The following is a 21,205-nucleotide window of genomic DNA, read 5'->3' as shown; positions in this document are numbered from 1 at the left end:
ACGCTAGGTCGCATTCCAAAACCGGTCAGATAAAAGATCTGACCAATTTTGGAATGGAGAAAAAATGAACCGGACAGAGTTTAATTTACACACCCAATTAGGGCAGTTTGATTGAACATTTTGGGCAATAATTTCCGTTTTCTGCTTTTTTATTTTAATGTTTTTTTCCGTGACAAGGCTTACAAATAGAAACTAACCATTTTATTGGTTCCTTTCCAATATTCTTTTTAGCATATCTCTTATGGTGAATTTGGGTTGCTCGCTTTCCACAATAAACACATTTCCAATTATCTCGCTTGAGAACTACATATCTTTTTCGTTTCCAATCGTCTGATTTTAAATAAACGTTTCTATAATAATCTCGACGACGCTTCCTTTTGATATCAAATTTCCATTGCTTAAAAATCCATCCACCAATGCCAAGAATTAATAAGATAAGAATTTCAAGTCCCATTCAAAAGTAATTTTTTTCAAACCGAAAATTGGGTATTTTGCAATGTCCTTCAGCATTAAAGCCAACGATGGTATTGTAAGCTAGTACGCATATTTCTATTTTGTCTACACCGCTAATCTAATGGATGTTGATGTTGTCAAAAGAATCTTTCGCCAAGTGAGCATAATTTTCCGTTGTTTTAATAAATCTGTGACCTAGAAATACTTGGATTTTACGCAGATTGGCTCCACACTCTAATAAATGTGTCGCAAAATTATCGCGCAGTACACAAGAAATTATCTCAAGTGCCCCTCGAAAGGGTCTTTTTCATGGGACTTCTAAAAATTGGCTTTAGAATAGCCCTGTCAGTTCTATTTAATAATTTCGTAAGTAACCTTCTACGGGACTAAGATCTCCAAAAATTAAATTCGAGTTTCGACTTAGAATCTAGCGCCCTATCGAGCGCTTTTTTGTGGATAGGGGAAAGGAAGAAACAGTGAATTCTTACGAGGGCAGGGTAAAAAATTTCAACACCTGTCTGAATCTACCAAAAAAATCGACGGGATTGAAGTTAAACTCCGTTACTTCAAGGAAACTGGTTTTGGCAAGATTCTTCGATGAAACAGTAAATTGATTTGGGTATGTTTTAGTAAGAAAATTAAAAAGGAGACATTTTTTCTCGAATATTTTATCGCAATAACGCTTTTAAAGCATTTTGGTCCTTGGTCTAAGTTTCATAGGTTTTCTAAAGGTTCAAAATGTTGTACATATGTTGTACAGTTGCAATAAAAAAAGGCCCCCGATTTCTCGGAGGCCTTTTGTTTGCTAGTAGCGGGGACTGGACTCGAACCAGCGACCTTCGGGTTATGAGCCCGACGAGCTACCTACTGCTCTACCCCGCGATGGGTGTCTTCTCACCTGTCTTTACAACTTCGGAACATAACCTCCGACGAGAAAATCGAAAACGCTATTTGCGCTAACGGGCGACAAATATACGACGGTTTTTTAAGTTAATCAAATTTGTTCACAAAGATTATTTAAAAGCTAGGCCGTCAAAAATCCCTAAATTCCATACCTTCGGCGTTTTGATTTTATGCAGACTATAAACGATTTCATTGCATCCCTATTACCTTACACAGAATGGCCCATGTTTTTGCTGCTTATTGGTGGCGGAATTTTTCTTGTAGTGTACTCCAAATTTTTGCCTTACCGCTTTTTTGGCCATGCCATTGCAATTACGGCGGGGAAATACGACGACAAAAACGCTGAGGGCGACGTAAGCTCTTTTCAGGCGCTTTCTGCGGCAGTGGCGGCCACGGTGGGTCTTGGCAATATTTCCGGGGTGGCCATTGCCATCCACGACGGGGGGCCGGGGGTTGTGTTCTGGATCTGGGTCACGGCCCTTATCGGTATGTGCATCAAGTTTTATTCCTGTAGTCTGGCCATAATGTTCCGAACTACGGATAAAGATGGTAAACTTCAGGGCGGACCGATGTTCTACATCACCAAAGGGTTGGGGCCAAAAGCGAAACCTCTGGCCATTTTTTTCGCGGTATGCGGACTTTTCGGATTCTTGGGCGTCTTTACCGCAAACCAGTTTACGGAAACTTTTATGAGCGTGGTCGAACCCTCGCGCACCTTATTCGAAATGAGCGAAATGAATTGGAAATGGACCGTCGGCATCGTTCTGGCCATTATCACCTCTTTCGTAATTTTTGGGGGATTGAACAAAATTGCCAAAGTCGCCTCGGCCCTGGTACCTTTTATGGTCGGGGTATATTTGGTTGCGGTGGTTATCGTTATGGTGTTGAATTCATCGCAGATATTGCCGTCCTTAAAAATGATAATTACCGAGGCCTGGAATTTCAAGACCTTGGTGACAGGCGGTTTCTGGGGCTTGGTAATTATTGGTATCCGTAGGGCTATGTTCTCGAACGAGGCAGGTCTGGGTAGTGCACCGATGTACCATGGGCAATCCAAGACCGATAATCCCATTAAAGAGGGTTTGGTGGCGATGTTGGGCCCTTTTATTGATACCATTTTGGTCTGTAGTTTTACGGCTATCGTCATTATTTTGAGCGGTGCGTATCTTGAAGATTCCAGCGGAATTGTAATGACCTTATCGGCTTTTGAGACGACTCTTTTTGGCTGGGGTGACGATTTGTTGATGATTATTGTGACCGCCTTTGCGTTGTCCACTTTATTCACCTATTCCTATTATGGGGTAAAATGCCTGTCTTTTCTAACCACTCCGAAAATCGGGAAGTTCTACAACTGGTATTTTGTAATCATGATTGTTTTTGCGGCCGTTGCTTCGTTGGAACTGGTAAAGAACCTGATTGATCTTTCATACGCGCTGATGGTAATTCCCAATATGATCGCCGTACTTTTGTTGGCACCCAAAGTGAATGCGGCGGCGAAAGACTACTTTTTAAAACTGAAACATGGGCGTACATAAAGCCGGCTTCGTAAATATTATCGGAAATCCCAATGTGGGCAAATCCACTTTGATGAACGCCTTTGTGGGCGAAAAACTGTCCATTATCACCTCAAAGGCGCAGACCACAAGGCATCGGATTTTGGGGATTGTTAATGGGGATGATTTTCAGATGATTCTTTCGGATACCCCGGGTATCATCAAACCGGCCTACGAGCTACAATCGAGTATGATGGATTTTGTGAAGTCCGCTTTTGAGGATGCCGATGTTTTACTTTACATGGTCGAAATCGGGGAGAAAGCCTTAAAGGACGAGCGATTTTTCGAAAGGATAAAGAACAGTACCGTTCCCGTGCTACTTCTGCTCAATAAAGTTGATACCGCCGATCAGGAACTTTTGGAGGAGCAGGCGCAATACTGGCAAGAACTTCTTCCGACGGTCGAGCTGCATCCCATTTCCGCACTGACCAATTTCAATATTAAGAATGTTTTCGAACGGATTATCGAATTGCTTCCTGAAAGTCCCGCCTATTATCCGAAGGATCAGTTGACCGACAGACCGGAGCGGTTTTTTGTCAACGAGACCATCCGCGAGAAGATCCTGATCCATTATAAAAAGGAAATTCCATACGCAGTAGAAATCGAGACCGAGGAATTTTTTGAGGATGAAGATATCATCCGGATGCGTTCGGTCATCATGGTCGAGCGCGACTCCCAAAAGGGCATTATAATCGGTCATAAGGGCAGCGCCTTGAAAAGAGTAGGGGTAGAGGCTCGAAAAGATCTGGAAAAATTCTTTGGCAAACAGGTGCATATCGAACTTTACGTTAAAGTCAACAAGAATTGGCGGAGCGATGCGCGGCAGTTGAAGCGGTTCGGATACAATGGATGATTATGTATCTTATACCATCCGTCAGCACCTATCAACAAAAGTTTTCCTCAAATAAATGCTTTTTTCATTCATCTGTGTTGTTTCATAAGGCAGGTCAGAGGGTAATGAAACTTCTAAACTTCTCAATATTAGGTAGTCAAGCTTGCCGGAGTATACACTAATAAAGCCTACTTTTGCACCTCCAAAAAAACAAACAACATGAGCGCTATCGTTGCCATTGTAGGAAGGCCGAACGTGGGCAAATCCACCTTTTTTAACCGATTGATCCAACGCCGTGAGGCCATTGTCGATGCCATTAGCGGTGTTACGCGGGATCGCCACTACGGAAAAAGTGACTGGAACGGTCGCGAATTCTCCCTGATCGATACCGGAGGCTATGTCGTGGGTAGTGACGATATCTTCGAACAGCAAATCGATATACAGGTCGAGCTGGCCATCGATGAGGCCGATGCCATCATTTTTATGGTGGATGTCGAGACCGGCGTAACCGGTATGGACGAAGATGTCGCCAAACTATTGCGCCGAGTAGATAAGCCCGTTTTTTTGGCCATCAATAAGGTCGATAATGCCAAGCGTGCCCAAGATGCCGTGGAATTCTATGCCTTGGGATTAGGGGAATATTACACCCTTTCGAGCATCAACGGCAGCGGTACGGGCGAATTATTGGATGCGCTTGTCGAAGTACTTCCCCAAATGGAACAGGATGGGAGCGAATTGCCCCGATTCGCCGTGGTCGGAAGACCAAATGCGGGAAAATCCTCTTTTATAAACGCGCTGCTCGGTAAGGAACGCTATATCGTAACGGACATCGCCGGCACTACACGGGATAGTATGGATACGAAATACAATCGGTTCGGCTTCGATTTCAATCTCGTTGATACGGCCGGTATCCGCAGAAAGGCCAAGGTAAAGGAAAATTTGGAATTTTACTCCGTTATGCGTTCCGTAAGGGCCATTGAGCACAGTGATGTCTGCCTGATATTATTTGATGCAAAACGAGGTTTTGATGGCCAAGTAGCCAATATCTTTTGGTTGGCACAGCGAAACAATAAAGGGGTCGTAATCTTGGTCAATAAATGGGATTTGGTCGAGGATAAGGAGACCAATACCATGAAAGGGTATATTCAGGAAATCAAAAAGAGTATCGAACCCTTTGTCGACGTACCCATTATCTTTATTTCCGCTTTGACCAAACAGCGCATCCACAAAGCCATTGAGACAGCCGTCGCCGTTTACGAAAATCGATCAAAAAAAATCAAGACCCGAAAACTCAACGATGTCTTGCTGCCGATTATAGAGCATACCCCGCCACCTGCCTACAAAGACAAATATGTAAAAATAAAGTACATCACCCAATTGCCAACGCCTTATCCGCAATTTGCGTTCTTCTGCAACCTGCCGCAATATGTAAGGGATCCGTACAAGCGGTTCTTGGAGAACAAACTACGCGAGAACTTTGATTTTACGGGAGTGCCGGTTACGATTTTTATGCGGAAGAAGTAATTTTTGATAAGCATCGAGCAGTCCTAAACCTTTGTTAACAACCAACTAACTCTTTAGTTGTTATTGTATTTTTAGGGTGCCAAAATTGTTGCATGAACAAAGTTCTACCAAGTTTCTTACTCTGTATTTTCATTTTTTCCGATTCCAGCGCACAAGACTTTAAAATTACGGGCAACGTGGTCGACGCCCTTTCCAAACAACCTTTAGAATCTACGACAATTTATGCCGAATCTCCTCGGGATAGTTCCCTGGTCGTGTATTCGATTTCCGATGAAGACGGCTTTTTTGAACTCGAAGACCGCTCGGACCTCAATGAACTGAATCTTTTCTTTTCCTTTAACGGATACAAAACCCTGTCCATGAGAATCTCCTTGAAGGCCCTGGTAAAGCTTGGGAATATCCCAATGGAAGAACAGGCACAGGAACTAAAGGGCGTCAGTTTAGTTGGGGAGCGGGTGCCGATTGTCATAAAAAAGGACACCATGGAGTTCAATGCAGATTCTTTCAAGACCCGGCCCGATGCCACGGTCGAGGAGGTGCTGAAAAAACTGCCCGGGGTGCAAGTGGACAACGATGGCAAAATTACAGTAAACGGTAAGGAAGTCAACAAAGTGTTGGTCAACGGACAGGTGTTTTTTAGCACTGATCCCAAAGTAGCCACCAAAAGCCTTCCGAAAGAGGTCATCGATAAAATACAGATCACCGATACCAAAACAAAGACCCAAGAGTTTACGGGGGAAGAAGGCGACGGGGAAAACAAGACCATTAACCTGACCATAAAAAAGGATAAGAACAAGGGCTATATTGGCAGAATTGCCGCCGGATACGGCACCGATGATCGCTACCAAACGAACGGCCTACTGAATTATTTTAACGACACGGAACGGATCAGCTTTATTGCAAGTGCCAATAATATCAATAATTCCGGATTTTCATTTGACGAGATCTACGATATGGTGGGCAATACCCGTGGCGGCTACAATGGGGCGAGAGAGTCAGGCCTGATAAATAATTTCGGTAACGGTATCACGACCTCTTCGAATATCGGCGGCAGCTATGCCAACGCGAAAAAGGGAGCATCTGAAATCGATGCCAATTACTTTTTCGGCTATAGCGATTCCTTTAACGACCAAAAGACCAGTCGGGAGAACCTTTTGCCCGACCGAAGGTTTTTTTCGGAAAATGAAAGTAATTTTGTGGGTTCGACCAATTCGAATCGTGGCGCGGCCAATTTGGAGTTCGATATCGATAGCACCCTTAGAATTTCCGTCGAGCCCTCAATGAGCGTCAACCGAACAGATTCCAAGCGCTTCAACACATCCGCTACGACGAACGATGACGGGGAACTGATCAACCGTAACAATCGAACGAGGGCCGAGGATGGTTTCCAGCGGAATTTTTCCAATCGCTTCAACATCATTAAAAAACTCGACACCATCGGCAAGTTTGTGAGCTTGTCGTTTTCAAATAATAATACAGAAAACAACAGCACATCCCTCCTAAATTCCCTCCGGGAAATTTTTGGGGATACTCCCGAAGAGCAGCTTTTAGACCAGCGGTCGGAAGTAAACAACAAAAGAAATTCTTATGAAATGGAAATGGAATACAGACAGCCACTAGTAAACAAGTGGTTTCTGGATTTGGGGTATACCTACAACAATGACGATAGGGACAACACCAAGGATGTGATGGATTTTGACCAAACTAGCAACGGGTACACTCTCTTTAACGAGGAGTTAAGCTCCGATTTTAATTTTAAGAGTGAACAGCACACCCCTTCAATGGGTATTCGTCGAAGAGGGGAAAAGTTGAGTATACGTTTCGATGCTTCCTATGCTTTCACAAATCTCAACAACCGCGACTTCCTACAGAACACTTCATTTTCCCGATCTTATGAAAATTTGCTTTTTAGGGGCCGGCTCCGCTATAGCTTAGGTAAAAATAAACGATTTTATATCCGCTATAATAAACGGTTGGATTTGCCTTCCATAAACCAATTGCAGCCTGTTCCTAACGTAAACGACCCCCTCAATATCGTCATTGGTAATCCTGATCTTTCGCCCGCCGTAGAGCACGGTATCAATTTCAACTACGACGATTATGATTGGAAAGAACGAACGGGTATCTATGTGTATTCCAATATCGATTTTCAAAAGAACCGGGTCTCCGCCGTATCGACCACTGACGAAAACCTTTTAAGAACGACACGATATACTAATGTAGACGGTAACTATAACGGCTACGCCGGTTTTGGGTATTCCAGAGAAATAAAAAAGGACAGCACATTTTCGGCCACGTTCAACTTACGGCCAGGTCTTAACTTTGGCCAACAGGTGAGTTTTACCAACGGCACGGAACTGAAAGCCAAAAGTTTCGATGTATCACCCTCTTTTTCCACAACCCTTAGTTTCAGGGAATTGGTGGAATTTGAACCGGGTTACGGAATTTCCTTCAACAGCACCAAGTACAATCTTGATACTATCGAGGATGTAAAGTACACCTCCCAAAACCTCAACCTAAGATTGACTACGTACTGGCCCGAAAACCTGGTCTGGGGCAACGATATCCGATATACCTACAACGGCAACGTCGGCCCAGGTTTCAGAAAGGATGCCCTGTTCTGGAATATGAGCCTAGGGCTTGAAATTTTTAATAAAAAGGCTATCGTAAAAGTATTGGCCTACGACCTGTTAAACCAAAATACCAACGTGCGAAGAACGACCGGCGAAGATTTTATACAGGATTTTCAGGGCACCGTACTACAACGTTATTTTATGGGAAGCTTTACCTATAAGTTCGATCAGTTCGGCGGGAAGAAGGATCGAGGTAGCCGGTTTCGTAGAAATTGAATTACCATCCCCCAGAAGCCCCTCCACCACCAAAGCCGCCACCGCCAAAACCACCGCCGAATCCGCCTCCGCCGCCACCGAAACTTCCCCCGCCGCCGCCAAAGCCGCCCGAACCACTACTGCGGCCCATATTGCTGAGAATAATCATGTCCCATATATTGAAACCACCCGAGCGTTTTCCACCATTCTTACCGCCGCCCCTGCGGTTTTTTCGAGAGAATATGATAAGGATAATAAAAAAAATGATAATAGGCAGGATAGATCTAAACGGAAAGCTACCGCCGCCATCACTGAACGTCCGTTCTTCTTTGAATTCACCGGTCAATACCTGAAATATGGCATCGGCACCGTCGTTCAAACCGCCGTAGTAGTTGTCTTGTTTGAATTGCGGTACGATAATGTTCTCGATAATCCGTTTAGACATCGCATCGGTCAAATTACCTTCCGTGCCATAGCCGGTATTGATAGCGATTCGTCGGTCGTTTCTAGCCAATAGCACTAGTACACCATTGTCTTTGTCCGCTTGGCCAAGACCCCATTTTTGGCCCCATTGCGCTCCAAGGTAATTGATATCTTCACCTTCGGTAGAGCTAATGATGGCAACAACTATTTGGGTAGAAGTACTGTCCGAATAACGAATCAACTTTTGTTCTAGGGCATTCTTCTGTCCGTCTTGGAGCAAATCGATATAATCGTAGACACTGGTCTCTTCTTTGGGCTTTTCGGGAATTTGGAACTGCCCGAAAACACATCCACAAATACAAAGAAATAATGCTAGAAAGCTAGCCTTTCGATACCTCATCGCTCAGTTCGTTTATATCGCCCTGTTGCCATGGGAAATGGGTCCGTAGTTCTTTTCCGGCTTTTAATATACCGTCAATGATGCCCTGTTTGAAGTCGTTTTTCTTGAATTGCGCCTGAATGGCATCGCGGGTAGAATCCCAAAAATCATCGGATACTACCTTATCGATGCCGCGGTCGCCGTAAATGGAGAATTTTCTATCATTTACCGCTACATAGATAAGCACGCCATTCTCTTCTTTGGTATTGCCCATCTTGAGCATTTTAAAAACTTCCTTGGCACGGTCGATATGATCCAGTTTTGTATGTGCCTCGATATGTACACGGATTTCCCCTGAAGTGTTCTTTTCGGCCTCAAGAATGGCCTGTACGATATCCTGTTCTTCTTCCTTCGACAAAAAATCCTCAACTCTGGACATAGATTTTATTTAGGAATCATTGAAAGTCGAAATCTACATCCGGTGCATTTTGAGAGCCGGGATCGGCACTATACCTCGCCATTTCCTCGAAACCGAACATACCCGCCAAGAGTTTTCCGGGAAATTTGCTGGTGTGCACGTCGTAAAGATTCACTTTTTCATTAAAACGATCACGGGCTACGTTTATGCGATTTTCTGTGCCTTCCAATTGCGATTGTAATTCCAAAAAGTTTTGGTTCGCTTTCAGTTCTGGGTAGCGTTCCACGACGACCATCAATTTGCTTAGGGCACCTGTAAGTCCGCTTTGGGCTTGTTGAAACGCCTCCATATTCTGTGGCGTCAAGTTGCCCGCGTCAATCGTTGTCGAAGTAGCCTTGGCCCGCGCCTCGATGACATCGGTCAGGGTTCCTCTCTCGAAATCGGCAGCGCCCTGTACGGTCTTGACCAGATTACCGATCAGGTCATTTCTGCGCTGATAGGAGCTTTCTACATTCGACCAGGCCGTTTTGGCATCGGCCTCGAGTTCGACCGCCTTGTTGTTAAACCCAACGCCCCATCGGTAAAGGCCGAAGGCGATAACGCCAATAATAATCAATGCAATTAATCCTTTTTTCATGTTTTTGTTTTAATCTGTACGCCGCAATATTTAATTGACGTACGGGATGTTGGTTAATGAACGCCATGCATTGGGTCTGTTTTCAAGGGGGTTGATTCAGAGACACCACGCATAGGATCCGTTTTTATAATTGAATTAATTCATTAGTAGATTTTATCCCCAAGTTGTTACACTTTCCTCTGAGTAAGATGCATTTTTAATGTTTAAATTTCTCATTTCTCATTTCTCACTTCTAATTTCGTATCTCGTACTTCCTCAAAGCTGTTCCTTCATCTTGACCAGCTCCGCTTTGACCCGTTCGAGCTTATCGATAATTTCAAAGTTGTTCAAGGTTTTCTGCCGGTTTTCTTTCAGGTGTATCTTGGCCCCATCCAACGTAAAACCACGTTCCTTTACCAAATGAAAAATAAGTTTCAGATTGTCGATATCCTGCGGAGTGAACTTTCGGTTCCCTTTCGCATTTTTCTTAGGTTTTAGGGCATCGAATTCCTTTTCCCAAAAGCGAATGAGCGAAGTGTTGACATCGAAGGCCTTTGCGACCTCGCCGATACCGTAATAGCGTTTGTCGGGAAGTTCTATTTGCATTAGAGACTGTTTTGACGTATGTGATTAGATTTTTTATAGCTCATTTTTGATGTTATTTTAGGCAAACTTTTTTAGCATATCATTAGCTATGGTACAAAATTTTAACGAAGAATGGCGCAAAAAGGGCCATAAAAAATAATCGGCATATGTCAAAATAATCTCTCAGTCTAAGGATTGGTTCTCTTGTTGGGCATGTTTCAGCATATTTTCGAATTCTTTGGCGGTCAAGCTGCCGTAATAAAAGTTGATGGGGTTGATACGTTCCTCGTCTTTCCAGACCTCGTAATGCACGTGCGGTCCCTCAGACCGACCGGTGCTACCTACAAAACCGATCAAATCACCGCGCCTAACCTTTTGCCCCCTTTTTACATTGTATTCGCTCATGTGACCATAAAGGGTCATGTACCCATACCCATGATCGATACGGATGTGCTTGCCGTAACCGGAAGAATTATTATCTGCCCGCTTCACTTTCCCGTCTCCCGTCGCATAGATCGGGGTGCCCTTCTTGGCCGAGAAATCCATACCCCGGTGCATCTTACGCGCTTTAGTGAATGGATCGGTGCGCCAGCCGTAACCTGATGCCATGTGTTTCAAGTCTTCGTTGCGCACGGGCTGAATGGCGGGTATGGCCATTAACAGTTTTTCCTTTTCAGCGGCCAGATCGGTGATTTCGTCAAGGGATTTGGACTGAATGGCCATCTGTTTTTTGATGATATCAAGCCGTTTTGTAGTGGCAATCACCATTTCCGAATTGTTGAAGCCTTCGAGGGATTTGTAGCGGTTCACACCGCCAAAACCGGCCCGTCGCTGTTCTTCGGGAATAGGATTCGCTTCAAAATATAAACGATAAATGTTGTTGTCACGGTCTTCGATATTGTTCAGGACCTCTTCGATCTGTCCCATTTTACGGTTCAAAAGTTCGAACTGTAGTTCATAATTGTTTACCTCGCGCTGCAAAGAAAGTTCTTGCGGCGTATTGATAAGGTTCGTGTTCATTAAAAGGATAAGTGCGAGTAGGCCAAAGAAAAAAGACCCCAGAATAAAGAATGCGATATTACGGTAACGCCGCGATTTTTTCGGCTCTATTTTTCGGTACGAAAGTGTATCGGGATCGTAATAGTACTTTACTTTGGACATAATTTTTAGTATTCTCCTGTCATGCGGAAATTCTGGTTTTTGTATTTTCCTTTTTTCCTTTATCGGCGTTAAAATTGTAAACGGTACCTCCGGCTATGCCTGAAAATTTTGCCTTAGCAAAGAAAAAAATAATAGTCCCAAAACTCCCGAATTTTTAAATGGTATGAGTATAGCCTATTTTTGCGGTGTTACATGCAGTCTTACAAATATAAAAATTGTTTCCTTTAAAACGGAACTATTTGCATAACCTTATATATTTCAATGAACTCAAAAGAAATTAGAGATAAATTCCTAAATTTTTTCAAGGAAAAAGGCCACAAAATAGTAGCCTCGGCACCCATGGTCATCAAAGACGATCCGACGCTGCTGTTCACCAATGCGGGAATGAACCAGTTTAAGGCCTTTTTTCTAGGGATTGGCGTGACGAAAAATACGCGAGTCACCGATACCCAGAAGTGTCTGAGGGTCAGCGGTAAACACAACGACTTAGAGGAAGTCGGCAAGGATACCTACCACCATACTATGTTCGAAATGTTAGGCAACTGGAGTTTCGGCGATTACTTTAAAAAGGACGCCATCCAATGGGCATGGGAATTGCTGACCGAGGAGTTCGGAATTGATAAAGAAAGCCTCTACGTTTCCGTTTTCGAGGGAAGCACTGAAGATGGCCTAGATATGGATAAGGAGGCCTTCGACCTTTGGAAGGCCATCGTACCCGAAGACCGCATCCTTTTGGGCAATAAAAAGGATAATTTTTGGGAAATGGGCGATCAAGGTCCCTGTGGCCCCTGTTCCGAAATACATGTGGATATCCGTTCGGATGCTGAAAAAGCCAAGGTTTCCGGGGCTTCGTTAGTTAATAATGACCATCCGCAGGTGGTCGAAATCTGGAACCTGGTTTTTATGCAATACAACCGGAAAGCGGACGGAAGACTTGAAAACCTTCCTGCAAAACACGTCGATACCGGTATGGGCTTTGAGCGCCTTTGTATGGTTTTACAAGGAAAGAAATCAAATTATGACACCGATGTGTTTACGCCCATTATTCGCGAAATTGAACAGGTAACGAATTCCAAATACGGAAAACAGGACGAAACGGACATTGCCATTCGCGTCATTTCCGACCATATTCGCGCAGTTTCTTTTTCGATTGCAGACGGGCAGTTGCCCAGCAATACCGGTGCCGGCTATGTCATCCGTAGGATTCTGCGCCGTGCAGTGCGGTACGGCTTTACTTTTTTAGATACGAAGGGCCCGTTTATGTTCCGATTGGTCAATGTGCTGACCGATACCATGGGCGATGCCTTCCCCGAACTTAAGGAGCAGCGGCAATTGATAGAGAATGTCATTAAGGAAGAAGAGCATTCCTTTTTGAATACCTTAGAACAGGGCCTGACCTTGCTGGATCAGGTGGTCGCAGGTTCACAAGGAAAACAGGTCGATGGCAGAAAAGCTTTCGAACTTTACGATACTTATGGGTTCCCCGTGGATCTTACCTCCCTCATTTTACAGGAAAAGGGATATTCTTTGGATGAAAAAGGTTTTCAAACGGCCATGCAAGAACAGAAAGACCGTTCGAAATCCGCCTCAAAAACCACCAAGGAAGACTGGACTATGCTGTTGGAAGATTCGGAACAGGAATTTGTCGGCTATGATTTTTTGGAAGCCGATGTCAAATTGGTCAAATACCGAAAAATAACATCGAAAAAAGACGGCGAGCAGTATCAACTCGTTTTCAATTTGACCCCATTCTATCCCGAAGGCGGCGGACAGGTGGGGGATAAAGGCTATTTAGAAGTGCCTAACGGTGACGTCATTTACATTGTCGACACCAAAAGGGAAAACAATGAAATCGTCCATTTTACGAAGGACCTGCCCAAGCACCTGAACGAAACTTTTAAAGCCGTAGTAGATGCGGCCCAGCGTCGGCGCACGGAGGCCAACCACACCGCGACGCATTTGTTGCACCAGGCCCTGCGAGAAGTTTTGGGTACCCATGTCGAGCAGAAAGGCTCGGCGGTACATTCCAAATACCTGCGTTTCGATTTTTCACACTTTGCTAAAATGACCGATGGCGAACTAAGGTCCGTCGAACAATTCGTAAATGCCCGTATCACGGGACAATTGCCTTCCGAGGAAAATAGAAGCGTACCGATGGAAAAAGCCTTGGAGCAAGGGGCCATGGCGCTTTTCGGCGAAAAATATGGTGATGCGGTACGGACCGTCCGTTTCGGGAAATCCATCGAGCTCTGCGGGGGTACCCATGTCAAGAATACCGCCGATATCTGGCATTTTAAGATTCGCTCCGAAGGGGCCGTAGCAGCAGGCATTCGTCGCATCGAAGCGATAACCTCGGATGCGGTGAAGGATTTTTATGAGGAAAACGACCGCAAGCTATCCGAAATCAAAAGCAAGTTGAATAATCCCCAAGACCTGATCAAAGCCTTGGAATCGATGCAGGAAGAGAATGTCAAACTGAAAAAAGAGGTCGAAAGCCATTTGAAGGACAAGGCCAAAAACCTAAAAGCAGCGCTGCAAAACGAACTCGAAGACATCAACGGCATGCAGTTTCTAGCCCAAAAAGTCGATTTGGATGCTGGGGGCATCAAGGACCTGTGTTTCGAAATGGGCAACAATCGTAATGATCTCTTTTTACTGTTCGGAACCGAGCAGAACGGAAAGGCTTTGCTATCCTGTTATATCTCCAAAAAATTGGTCGCGGAAAAAGATCTAAACGCTGGAACCATAGTCCGCGAACTCGGAAAATACATTCAGGGCGGTGGCGGTGGGCAGCCGTTTTTTGCAACCGCCGGAGGTAAAAATCCAGCGGGGATCGATGCAGCTTTGGAAAAGGCGAGGGGGTATGTGGTGTAACGGAAGATGAAATCTGCAAGGTGCTGTCCTCGTTGGGCAACCTTGTGGGTCTTTAACAAAATTAAACATGAAGCTCCAAACCCAAATCCCGCTAGAAAAAGCCGAAAACCAAATCGGTTACGGCAGCCAATTACTCCTATTAGGCTCCTGCTTCGTCGAAAACATGGGCAAAAAGCTCGATTATTTCAAGTTCCGACACCTCCAAAACCCCTTCGGCATCCTTTTTCAACCGTTGGCGATAGAAAAATTGCTGGCAAGGGCCCTCCAAAATAAATCCTATTCCGAATCGGATATTTTCCTCCTCAATGAACGCTGGCATTGCTTTGACGCGCATTCGTCATTGAGCGACCCCTCCAAAGAAAACTTGCTAAAGAAGCTGAACGATGGTCTAGAAGCCACACTTTCACAACTTCAAACTGCATCCCATATCATCATTACATTGGGTACGGCTTGGGCATACCGCCACTCGGCATCCGGAAATTTCGTTGCCAATTGCCATAAAGTGCCCCAAGGGGAGTTTTCGAAGGAATTACTTTCCATAGATGAAATCACTAACAGTTTGGAAAGAACGCTAAAACACGCCCGATCCATCAATAACGAACTCCAATTTATTTTCACCGTGTCCCCTGTACGTCATTTAAAAGATGGTTTTATCGAAAACCAGCGGAGCAAAGCACATTTGATTTCCGCAGTGCATAAAATTCGTAGTACAAATGGCACTCCGGGCGAAGCCGACGGGTATTTTCCTTCCTATGAGCTGATGATGGACGAACTCCGCGACTACCGTTTTTACGAGCGCGACATGATGCACCCCAACCAACTCGCCATCGATTATATCTGGGAAAAATTCAAACTGGTCTGGATCTCGGAAGAAGCGCATTCGACGATGGAGAAGGTCGATGCAATTCAAAAGGGATTGCAACATCGACCTTTCAACCCCGGTTCGGAGCAACATCGGAAATTTCGGGAAGGATTGGAAACCAAAATCACCGCGGTTCGGAAGGTGTATCCGTTTATGGAGTTGTCCCAATCCCAATTTCTATCGTAACTTGATGTCATGAAAAAAATCCTGATAGGCGTACTCATTACTTTGGCGGCGGTGTTCGTTATCCGTTCGTGTTCCGATGACAAGGAAAAAAAATCCATCCTTCAGGAAAACTCCATGCTGATCCAACAGCAGATAGATAACGTATCCAAACTGATCGTAACGGAGGGCCATTTTGCCGAAGTCTATAATTATAAGGATTCCAAATCGGTTTTCGGCCCTTTAGTCTCGGCGAAGAAAAAGGCATTGGTCGTCGTAAATGCCGATGTGACCGTGGCCTATGACCTGTCAAAAATCGATTTTGAGGTCGATGAAAAAGCCAAAACCTTACGGATAAAAAGTATTCCCGAACCCGAAATCAAAATCAGTCCCGATTTCGAGTATTACGATGTGACTTCCGATTACTTGAATATGTTCGATGCTTCCGATTACAACAAAATCAAGAAAAATGTAAATGTTTCATTGATGAAGAAGGTCAACCAATCTTCCCTAAAAAAAAACGCCGAAAACCGTTTGCTCAGCGAACTGCAGAAATTCTATATCCTGACCAATTCAATGGGGTGGACGCTGGAGTATGATGGTAAAACCGTGGAACAGGGTTTAGGGGATTTGAATGATCTGCAGGATTTTTTCTTGATGGATTAGCGATGCGCCGTACGTTCCGACTATTCTCAAAGCGATTGCCGAAGTTTTAACCTATTTCAGAATTTCATCAAGGTTTCACCGCAACAAACCTTTTCGCCCAGTCAATATATTGCTCCCAATCATACTCGGTAACATCATGTTTGCCGGTACGAATGTGATAGGCCAACGTATTTTGCACGGGGGAATTGACCTCTGGCATTTTAGTATCGGAGATTCCCTTTGTACCATATAGATCATAAACGGATGTGGCATAATGGGCCGATAGAAATTCCCCTCTGGGATCCGCCCATTGATCGTCTTCGGCACTGGCGACGTAAAGGGGTCTTGGCGCAATCAAGGCCAGTAATTCATGCTGATCTACAGGAAGCGCTTCTTCGTTTTCGTTATATTCGGTAAAATTGTCGCAGAACCAATGCGGAAAACTGGTGTTGATACGGCCAACCGTCTCCCCAACTTGGCGTTTGGATAGGGCCGCCCCACCGCATCCGGAATCGTTACTGATTACCCCGGCAAAACGAGTATCACTGGCACCCGCCCATAACGCGGCCTTCCCCAAGCGGGAATGACCGAAAGAAACTACATGGGATGCATCGATGTCAGGGTCCGTTTCCAAATAGTCTAGGGCGCGACTCATGCCGAAAGCCCATGCGGCAATGCTACCCCATTCGTCTTTTTTAGGAATTTCTTGGCTCTCCATATAGAACAAGCTATGCAATCCGTCCGAAAAATCGTTTTTGTCGGGATCGACCTCGCCATAATAGATGGTGGCCAGTCCGAAACCGCCGTCGATAATCTTTTCTAGCGCCCAGCGATGAACGCGAACGCCCCTTGATGCCTCGGTAAGGGTATGCCCGCTAATGCCGAATTCCTCACTATCCATTGCCCAAGCTTTGGATACGATTACGTTTGGATCATCGGTTATGCTATGGTTTCCGTAGAAATTATATCCAAGAAAAATAGGGGCAGGTTTCCGTGATTTTGGCAGATAGAGGAGGATATTGAAGTCGAGGGACTTCCCGTTTTTGAATAAGCTGACCTCGACCTGTTTGCGTTGGGCCTTGCCGTTCAAAGCATCATCGGAAGTCTCGACCATGTTAAAGGACAAGCTATCTAGTTTTCCGGGGACTTTGCCATAGACCTGTTCTTCGAAGAATTGATATAACTCGGGTCGGCGCGTATTTTCCCATTCCGAAGTGGCAGTTATTTTCTTCCCATCAAAAGTGGTCAAAGGATCGGGAATCTTGAATTCGGGGACTTGGCGCTCATCATAGTTGGGTTCGAATTGTGCCATGGCCATGCTTAAAGGATATGAAATAAGAAGATAAACTAAAAATGTTTTCATGTCAAAATTTGTGTGAAGAATTAAATATTTTTTCTCTAAACCTCTAAACCTCTAAACCTCTAAACCTCTAAACCTCTAAACCTCTAAACCTCTAAACCTCTAAACCACAAAACTCCCCGCAACCAACGCCATCCCATCATCGATCAAATGTCCGACTTTGGGATGATGGCGTTTGATATTTTCCAAATGCATGACGATTTCTCCGGCAAAGTCACTGTCCCCATTGGTTACGGCCAGCTCGTATAGTTCGACAGACAACAGCCAGTCGTTCGGATAGTCCTTTTTTAGCGCGTCGAAAACCTTGTGCCGTGAAATGGTCGTGTTTTTGCCTTCCCGAAAATGACGTATTTGTTCATAATATTTTTCTAGTTGGGACTGCTGCTCCGAGGTGTCGGTTTTGATGGTCATCGACGAAATCTCGTGCGTGATACGATCAAAGCTGTTGACATCGGCGGGGCCGTTAAAGGCGGAAACTATTTTTTCGCCAACGGCCATGCTGTAAGTACCGTCTTTCGATTCATAGAGCGTTTTGTTCTTATGGGCCACCTTGCAGTTTTTGAAGGTCACCAAGATAATGGCTCCGTTGAGGTTCCGGGTTCCCGTTATGATTTCACCGGAGACGGTTATGTCGCCTTCGAATTCCAAAGTAACCGTTTGTCCCTCATATATGTTATAGGCTTTCAAATCGCGGGGTGCCATATTTTCGATCGCCAAGTTGATGCCCTTGAGCTTTCCGATAGGCGATCCGAAACCGGTGGCATGTTTGTCGGTACTATGGCCGACCAGTTCTTTTTCACGATAGGAAAGTGCAGTGGGTCCTTTGGTCTGAAAATAGATAGGTCGGCCCTCGTGCGCGATGATTCCATCGAAACTACCGGATATCTGTAGGCCCGTACTTAGCTCGATGCTGCCGAGTTCCTTGGAGGCAATCAGTTTTTGAAGTCCCGATAATCCACCAATGCGCAGTGCCATGGTATCTGCAAAATCTTCAAGTACTTGATTCAGAAAAGCAAAATCGGGTGTTACAAAAAGTTGGGGCTGCGGCTGGGTAATATCGAAGGAGGCATAGGCCGCTTCGATGGAATAGGGCACTTTTTTAACCTTTTCCTTCATGCACCAGGCACTTTCGCCTATTGAGGAAAGCAAGCCTGCACCATAGATTTTCGGATGTTCGGGCGTGCCTATGAGTCCGTATTCGACTGTCCACCAATGCAGGTTGCGGATCAGGGCGATTTCGCTGGGTTCGCCCATGTTCTGTTGCACTTGTTCGATGTGCTTTTGCGCGGTATCGATTTCTTCTTGTGGTGTACCCGCGGCCTCTTTGATGATAGATAGATGCCGCACCGCTTCGTATAGCTCAAAATCTTTAGCGTTGGAAATGGCTTTGCAGCCGATCTCCCCGAACCGGCGCAGGTATTCGGCATATTCCGGGTTGGCGATAATCGGGGCGTGGCCGGCGCCTTCATGAATGATATCTGGGGCGGGGGTATATTCGATATGATCGATTTGGCGAATGTCGGAAGCGATGACCAGCACGTTGTAGGCCTGAAATTCCATAAAGGCGGAAGGGGGAATAAAGCCGTCTACCGCAACGGCGGCCCACCCGATTTCCTTGAGAATACGGTTCATGCCATACATATTCGGAATATGGTCAATTGAAATACCCGTTTTTTTCAGTCCGGTCGAATAGGATGCGTGGGCGACCTTACTTAGATAATCCACATTTTTCCGCATCACATACCGCCATACGGCCTGGTCAATGGCCGAATACCCCTCATAATTCTGGGGCTTGATGTACTGCTGCAGATGTTTCGGCAGCTTGTCGAGAACGGGGTTGCTTTTATAGGGCATGGTGATTTAGAATTCATGTAAAGTTACAAAAAACGAAGATGACCCTAGGAAGCGAAACATAGCCGAATTGTCATTCTGAAGAAGGAAGAATCTTGTGGACTGTTCCTGGTATTATGATGGGCTACTTCCCTGTAGAAAGTTTTTGGCAGGTAGCTGCCCAATCTACTTTCCGAAAAATTCCGCTAGATATTTTGCAATGTTCGATATGACAACTTTTGTTAGTGGCAACTACAAAAAAACCCGCCATTAAAAAATAGCGGGTCAATTCATTCGGTCAATGTGATATCCTTCCAATAAAAAGTGCAATCCCTACTTCACCGCCACCTGATTCGGTGGATACTGCATCAAAATCTGCGAGACGAACTCACGTATGCGCGCCTCTTTCTTTTCGATATTATTGATGTTGCCCAAATTGCCAACACCTTTGCCCTGCCAGACCAGCTCTTTGCTACCGGCATCGATCAAATCGATATAAAGCGAGCCTTCGGTGCGAGTGTTCGCATAGGCACCACCTCCATAGCCAGGGCCCCAATAGTAGGGGTTCCAGCCCCATCCGTATCCGAAGCCGCCCCAATAGTTATTATAGATGTCGACCTGTTCCTTTTCTTTGGTAAAAATACTGACCAATAAATCAGGATTTTCCGATTTTGTAAAGCCCCTTTTGGACATTTCCGCCTCGATTGCCCTAAGAATCCGTTTTTTATCAAGATCCGAAATCTGTACCTTATCTATGCCCGTTTTGTAAAAGGCGTAGGTTTTGTACGCGTTGAAATTAGCCTCTTTATCGTAATCCGAAAGTACCTGCACCGAAGCGCATGAACTTAAAAAGAGAACCATCAGCATGGGTGCTACTAGTATTTTTAGTGTTTTCATAGTTATTTTTATTTGGAGTTCAAACCGTTTTATATCCAATAGGTATAGCTCAAAAATCATGCCGAACGACAGGGCTGCTATCGTCGGTTCGTTCTGGGATCATAGTCGTACGGGCAATGCCTACAGCTACTTTCACAACAATAGCCACGTTTCAAATGAAAGGTTGAGGTAAAAACCTTGTAACCTTCTTCCGATAGGTAAAAATCACCATCTTCAATGGGAATTATCTTCTTCATGGGTCGGGTTAACCGCTATTTCTAGTCTATCTAGATAAATTTCCAATACCTAAAGTTACTACTATATGTTGATAAACGCCCAAAAGTAATAATAAAACATACATTTTATAGGCTTTTCCCGTGTTCTAACGATTCGGTACAATTGTTGGCAACCTATTCAGGTTATCGATTATACGGCCCCTGCAACAATTAACTTTAGAGGTGTTCGTTTAAAAGCTGGACTATGATAGTGATATTCAAACATTTTTTCTACAAAAATTACGTCGGCCTCTCCCTATGGCCCTTTATCATCTTGAAAAATGATGACCTGAAAGACGATATTGTGCTGATCAACCACGAAAAAATACATTTGAAGCAGCAGCAAGAATTGTTGATCGTTTTCTTTTACGTCCTCTATATTTCCGAATGGCTTTTACGGACTTTGCTTTATTTGGATAGTTACAAAGCCTATCAAAACATCAGTTTTGAACGGGAAGCCTATGCCAACGAAAAGAATCTTGATTATCCGGATGATAGGAAGGCTTTTGGGTTTTTGAGCTATTTTTGAGGGAAAGCCTTGTCCATTCCGAGATGATCTCTGCCCGGTCTTGATTCATGCATGCCACTATGTCCCGGTCAGCAAACTTTCTCTGTGCTAATGGGATTGAAATGAAGGGGACGACGC

The 21,205-nt window shown here is 44.7% G+C and carries 19 protein-coding genes and 1 tRNA gene; 8 read left to right on the top strand and 12 right to left on the bottom strand.

From position 1 onward, the window contains the following. Nucleotides 1-154: 154 nt before the first annotated feature. The 3 genes from BLT07_RS19455 to BLT07_RS19445 all read right to left on the bottom strand — a co-directional run bounded on the left by BLT07_RS19455 (nt 155) and on the right by BLT07_RS19445 (nt 1,335). Nucleotides 155-454: an HNH endonuclease gene (locus BLT07_RS19455; RefSeq protein WP_091874017.1), complete on the bottom strand. Its 300-nt coding sequence runs from the start codon at nt 452-454 to the stop codon at nt 155-157. 117 nt (nt 455-571) lie between these two features. Then, complete coding sequence (locus BLT07_RS21590; protein WP_262503272.1) at nt 572-718, bottom strand: tyrosine-type recombinase/integrase; 147 nt, start codon at nt 716-718, stop codon at nt 572-574. A gap of 544 nt (nt 719-1,262) precedes the next feature. Then, nucleotides 1,263-1,335: transfer RNA gene (locus BLT07_RS19445), tRNA-Met, on the bottom strand. Between the two features lie 191 nt (nt 1,336-1,526). On the opposite strand from BLT07_RS19445, the gene BLT07_RS19440 reads away from it, so the two are divergent. The 4 genes from BLT07_RS19440 to BLT07_RS19425 all read left to right on the top strand — a co-directional run bounded on the left by BLT07_RS19440 (nt 1,527) and on the right by BLT07_RS19425 (nt 8,114). Further along, complete coding sequence (locus BLT07_RS19440; RefSeq protein WP_091874015.1) at nt 1,527-2,891, top strand: alanine/glycine:cation symporter family protein; 1,365 nt, start codon at nt 1,527-1,529, stop codon at nt 2,889-2,891. Continuing rightward, entirely contained in the window at nt 2,878-3,762 is an 885-nt protein-coding gene (gene era, locus BLT07_RS19435; RefSeq protein WP_091874012.1) for a GTPase Era, read from the top strand. The genes BLT07_RS19440 and era overlap by 14 nt, the downstream gene beginning before the upstream one ends. 198 nt (nt 3,763-3,960) lie before the next feature. After that, complete coding sequence (gene der, locus BLT07_RS19430) at nt 3,961-5,265, top strand: ribosome biogenesis GTPase Der (protein WP_091874010.1); 1,305 nt, start codon at nt 3,961-3,963, stop codon at nt 5,263-5,265. A gap of 92 nt (nt 5,266-5,357) precedes the next feature. Further along, on the top strand, nt 5,358-8,114 hold the full coding sequence (locus tag BLT07_RS19425) for an outer membrane beta-barrel protein (RefSeq protein WP_091874008.1): 2,757 nt from the start codon (nt 5,358-5,360) through the stop codon (nt 8,112-8,114). A gap of 1 nt (nt 8,115) precedes the next feature. Here BLT07_RS19425 and BLT07_RS19420 read toward each other — a convergent pair whose 3' ends face one another. The 5 genes from BLT07_RS19420 to BLT07_RS19400 form a co-directional block, all read right to left on the bottom strand. Next, entirely contained in the window at nt 8,116-8,916 is an 801-nt protein-coding gene (locus BLT07_RS19420) for a TPM domain-containing protein (protein ID WP_091874005.1), read from the bottom strand. Continuing rightward, nucleotides 8,897-9,334, bottom strand: a complete 438-nt coding sequence (locus BLT07_RS19415; RefSeq protein ID WP_091874003.1) for a TPM domain-containing protein — start codon at nt 9,332-9,334, stop codon at nt 8,897-8,899. The genes BLT07_RS19420 and BLT07_RS19415 overlap by 20 nt, the downstream gene beginning before the upstream one ends. A 16-nt stretch (nt 9,335-9,350) precedes the next feature. After that, nucleotides 9,351-9,950 (bottom strand): LemA family protein, encoded by a 600-nt coding sequence (locus BLT07_RS19410; protein ID WP_091874001.1) that lies wholly within the window; start codon nt 9,948-9,950, stop codon nt 9,351-9,353. Nucleotides 9,951-10,205: 255 nt separating this feature from the next. After that, nucleotides 10,206-10,535, bottom strand: a complete 330-nt coding sequence (locus BLT07_RS19405; protein WP_091873999.1) for a MerR family transcriptional regulator — start codon at nt 10,533-10,535, stop codon at nt 10,206-10,208. A gap of 162 nt (nt 10,536-10,697) precedes the next feature. Then, a complete protein-coding gene (locus BLT07_RS19400; RefSeq protein WP_091873997.1) occupies nt 10,698-11,675 on the bottom strand; it encodes a M23 family metallopeptidase in 978 nt (325 codons plus the stop codon). A 261-nt stretch (nt 11,676-11,936) separates the two neighbouring features. On the opposite strand from BLT07_RS19400, the gene alaS reads away from it, so the two are divergent. The 3 genes from alaS to BLT07_RS19385 all read left to right on the top strand — a co-directional run bounded on the left by alaS (nt 11,937) and on the right by BLT07_RS19385 (nt 16,239). After that, on the top strand, nt 11,937-14,549 hold the full coding sequence (alaS, locus tag BLT07_RS19395) for an alanine--tRNA ligase (RefSeq protein WP_091873995.1): 2,613 nt from the start codon (nt 11,937-11,939) through the stop codon (nt 14,547-14,549). 67 nt (nt 14,550-14,616) lie between these two features. Beyond that, nucleotides 14,617-15,597 (top strand): GSCFA domain-containing protein, encoded by a 981-nt coding sequence (locus BLT07_RS19390; protein WP_091873993.1) that lies wholly within the window; start codon nt 14,617-14,619, stop codon nt 15,595-15,597. Between the two features lie 9 nt (nt 15,598-15,606). Next, nucleotides 15,607-16,239 (top strand): DUF4230 domain-containing protein, encoded by a 633-nt coding sequence (locus BLT07_RS19385; RefSeq protein ID WP_091873991.1) that lies wholly within the window; start codon nt 15,607-15,609, stop codon nt 16,237-16,239. Between the two features lie 67 nt (nt 16,240-16,306). On the opposite strand, the gene BLT07_RS19380 is transcribed toward BLT07_RS19385, so the two are convergent. The 4 genes from BLT07_RS19380 to BLT07_RS21135 form a co-directional block, all read right to left on the bottom strand. Beyond that, nucleotides 16,307-17,581: an alpha/beta hydrolase family protein gene (locus tag BLT07_RS19380; protein WP_245726613.1), complete on the bottom strand. Its 1,275-nt coding sequence runs from the start codon at nt 17,579-17,581 to the stop codon at nt 16,307-16,309. A gap of 99 nt (nt 17,582-17,680) precedes the next feature. Next, entirely contained in the window at nt 17,681-19,432 is a 1,752-nt protein-coding gene (locus BLT07_RS19375; RefSeq protein WP_091873989.1) for an aromatic amino acid hydroxylase, read from the bottom strand. 309 nt (nt 19,433-19,741) lie between these two features. Next, complete coding sequence (locus BLT07_RS19370) at nt 19,742-20,305, bottom strand: DUF4136 domain-containing protein (RefSeq protein ID WP_091873987.1); 564 nt, start codon at nt 20,303-20,305, stop codon at nt 19,742-19,744. Nucleotides 20,306-20,382: 77 nt separating this feature from the next. Continuing rightward, nucleotides 20,383-20,541, bottom strand: a complete 159-nt coding sequence (locus BLT07_RS21135) for a C1orf53 family protein (protein ID WP_175455378.1) — start codon at nt 20,539-20,541, stop codon at nt 20,383-20,385. 223 nt (nt 20,542-20,764) lie between these two features. On the opposite strand from BLT07_RS21135, the gene BLT07_RS19365 reads away from it, so the two are divergent. Further along, nucleotides 20,765-21,088 (top strand): hypothetical protein, encoded by a 324-nt coding sequence (locus BLT07_RS19365; protein WP_091873984.1) that lies wholly within the window; start codon nt 20,765-20,767, stop codon nt 21,086-21,088. Nucleotides 21,089-21,205 lie beyond the last annotated feature (117 nt).

This window comes from Pricia antarctica, assembly GCF_900101815.1.
GTDB classification, from domain to species: domain Bacteria; phylum Bacteroidota; class Bacteroidia; order Flavobacteriales; family Flavobacteriaceae; genus Pricia; species Pricia antarctica.
The sequence above is the reverse complement of the archived record's forward strand: the minus strand, read 5'-3'. Positions and strand labels throughout refer to the sequence as shown.

Bases quoted from the DNA above. Each gene is read 5' to 3' on its own strand.
- alaS (WP_091873995.1), top strand. From the start codon at position 11,937: ATGAACTCAAAAGAAATTAGAGATAAATTCCTAAATTTTTTCAAGGAA.
- BLT07_RS19410 (WP_091874001.1), bottom strand. From the start codon at position 9,950: ATGAAAAAAGGATTAATTGCATTGATTATTATTGGCGTTATCGCCTTC.
- BLT07_RS19385 (WP_091873991.1), top strand. From the start codon at position 15,607: ATGAAAAAAATCCTGATAGGCGTACTCATTACTTTGGCGGCGGTGTTC.
- BLT07_RS19425 (WP_091874008.1), top strand. From the start codon at position 5,358: ATGAACAAAGTTCTACCAAGTTTCTTACTCTGTATTTTCATTTTTTCC.
- BLT07_RS19365 (WP_091873984.1), top strand. From the start codon at position 20,765: ATGATAGTGATATTCAAACATTTTTTCTACAAAAATTACGTCGGCCTC.
- BLT07_RS19380 (WP_245726613.1), bottom strand. From the start codon at position 17,581: ATGAAAACATTTTTAGTTTATCTTCTTATTTCATATCCTTTAAGCATG.
- BLT07_RS19455 (WP_091874017.1), bottom strand. From the start codon at position 454: ATGGGACTTGAAATTCTTATCTTATTAATTCTTGGCATTGGTGGATGG.
- BLT07_RS19400 (WP_091873997.1), bottom strand. From the start codon at position 11,675: ATGTCCAAAGTAAAGTACTATTACGATCCCGATACACTTTCGTACCGA.
- BLT07_RS19420 (WP_091874005.1), bottom strand. From the start codon at position 8,916: ATGAGGTATCGAAAGGCTAGCTTTCTAGCATTATTTCTTTGTATTTGT.
- der (WP_091874010.1), top strand. From the start codon at position 3,961: ATGAGCGCTATCGTTGCCATTGTAGGAAGGCCGAACGTGGGCAAATCC.
- BLT07_RS19390 (WP_091873993.1), top strand. From the start codon at position 14,617: ATGAAGCTCCAAACCCAAATCCCGCTAGAAAAAGCCGAAAACCAAATC.
- BLT07_RS19375 (WP_091873989.1), bottom strand. From the start codon at position 19,432: ATGCCCTATAAAAGCAACCCCGTTCTCGACAAGCTGCCGAAACATCTG.
- BLT07_RS19440 (WP_091874015.1), top strand. From the start codon at position 1,527: ATGCAGACTATAAACGATTTCATTGCATCCCTATTACCTTACACAGAA.
- BLT07_RS21135 (WP_175455378.1), bottom strand. From the start codon at position 20,541: ATGAAGAAGATAATTCCCATTGAAGATGGTGATTTTTACCTATCGGAA.
- BLT07_RS19415 (WP_091874003.1), bottom strand. From the start codon at position 9,334: ATGTCCAGAGTTGAGGATTTTTTGTCGAAGGAAGAAGAACAGGATATC.
- era (WP_091874012.1), top strand. From the start codon at position 2,878: ATGGGCGTACATAAAGCCGGCTTCGTAAATATTATCGGAAATCCCAAT.
- BLT07_RS19405 (WP_091873999.1), bottom strand. From the start codon at position 10,535: ATGCAAATAGAACTTCCCGACAAACGCTATTACGGTATCGGCGAGGTC.
- BLT07_RS19370 (WP_091873987.1), bottom strand. From the start codon at position 20,305: ATGAAAACACTAAAAATACTAGTAGCACCCATGCTGATGGTTCTCTTT.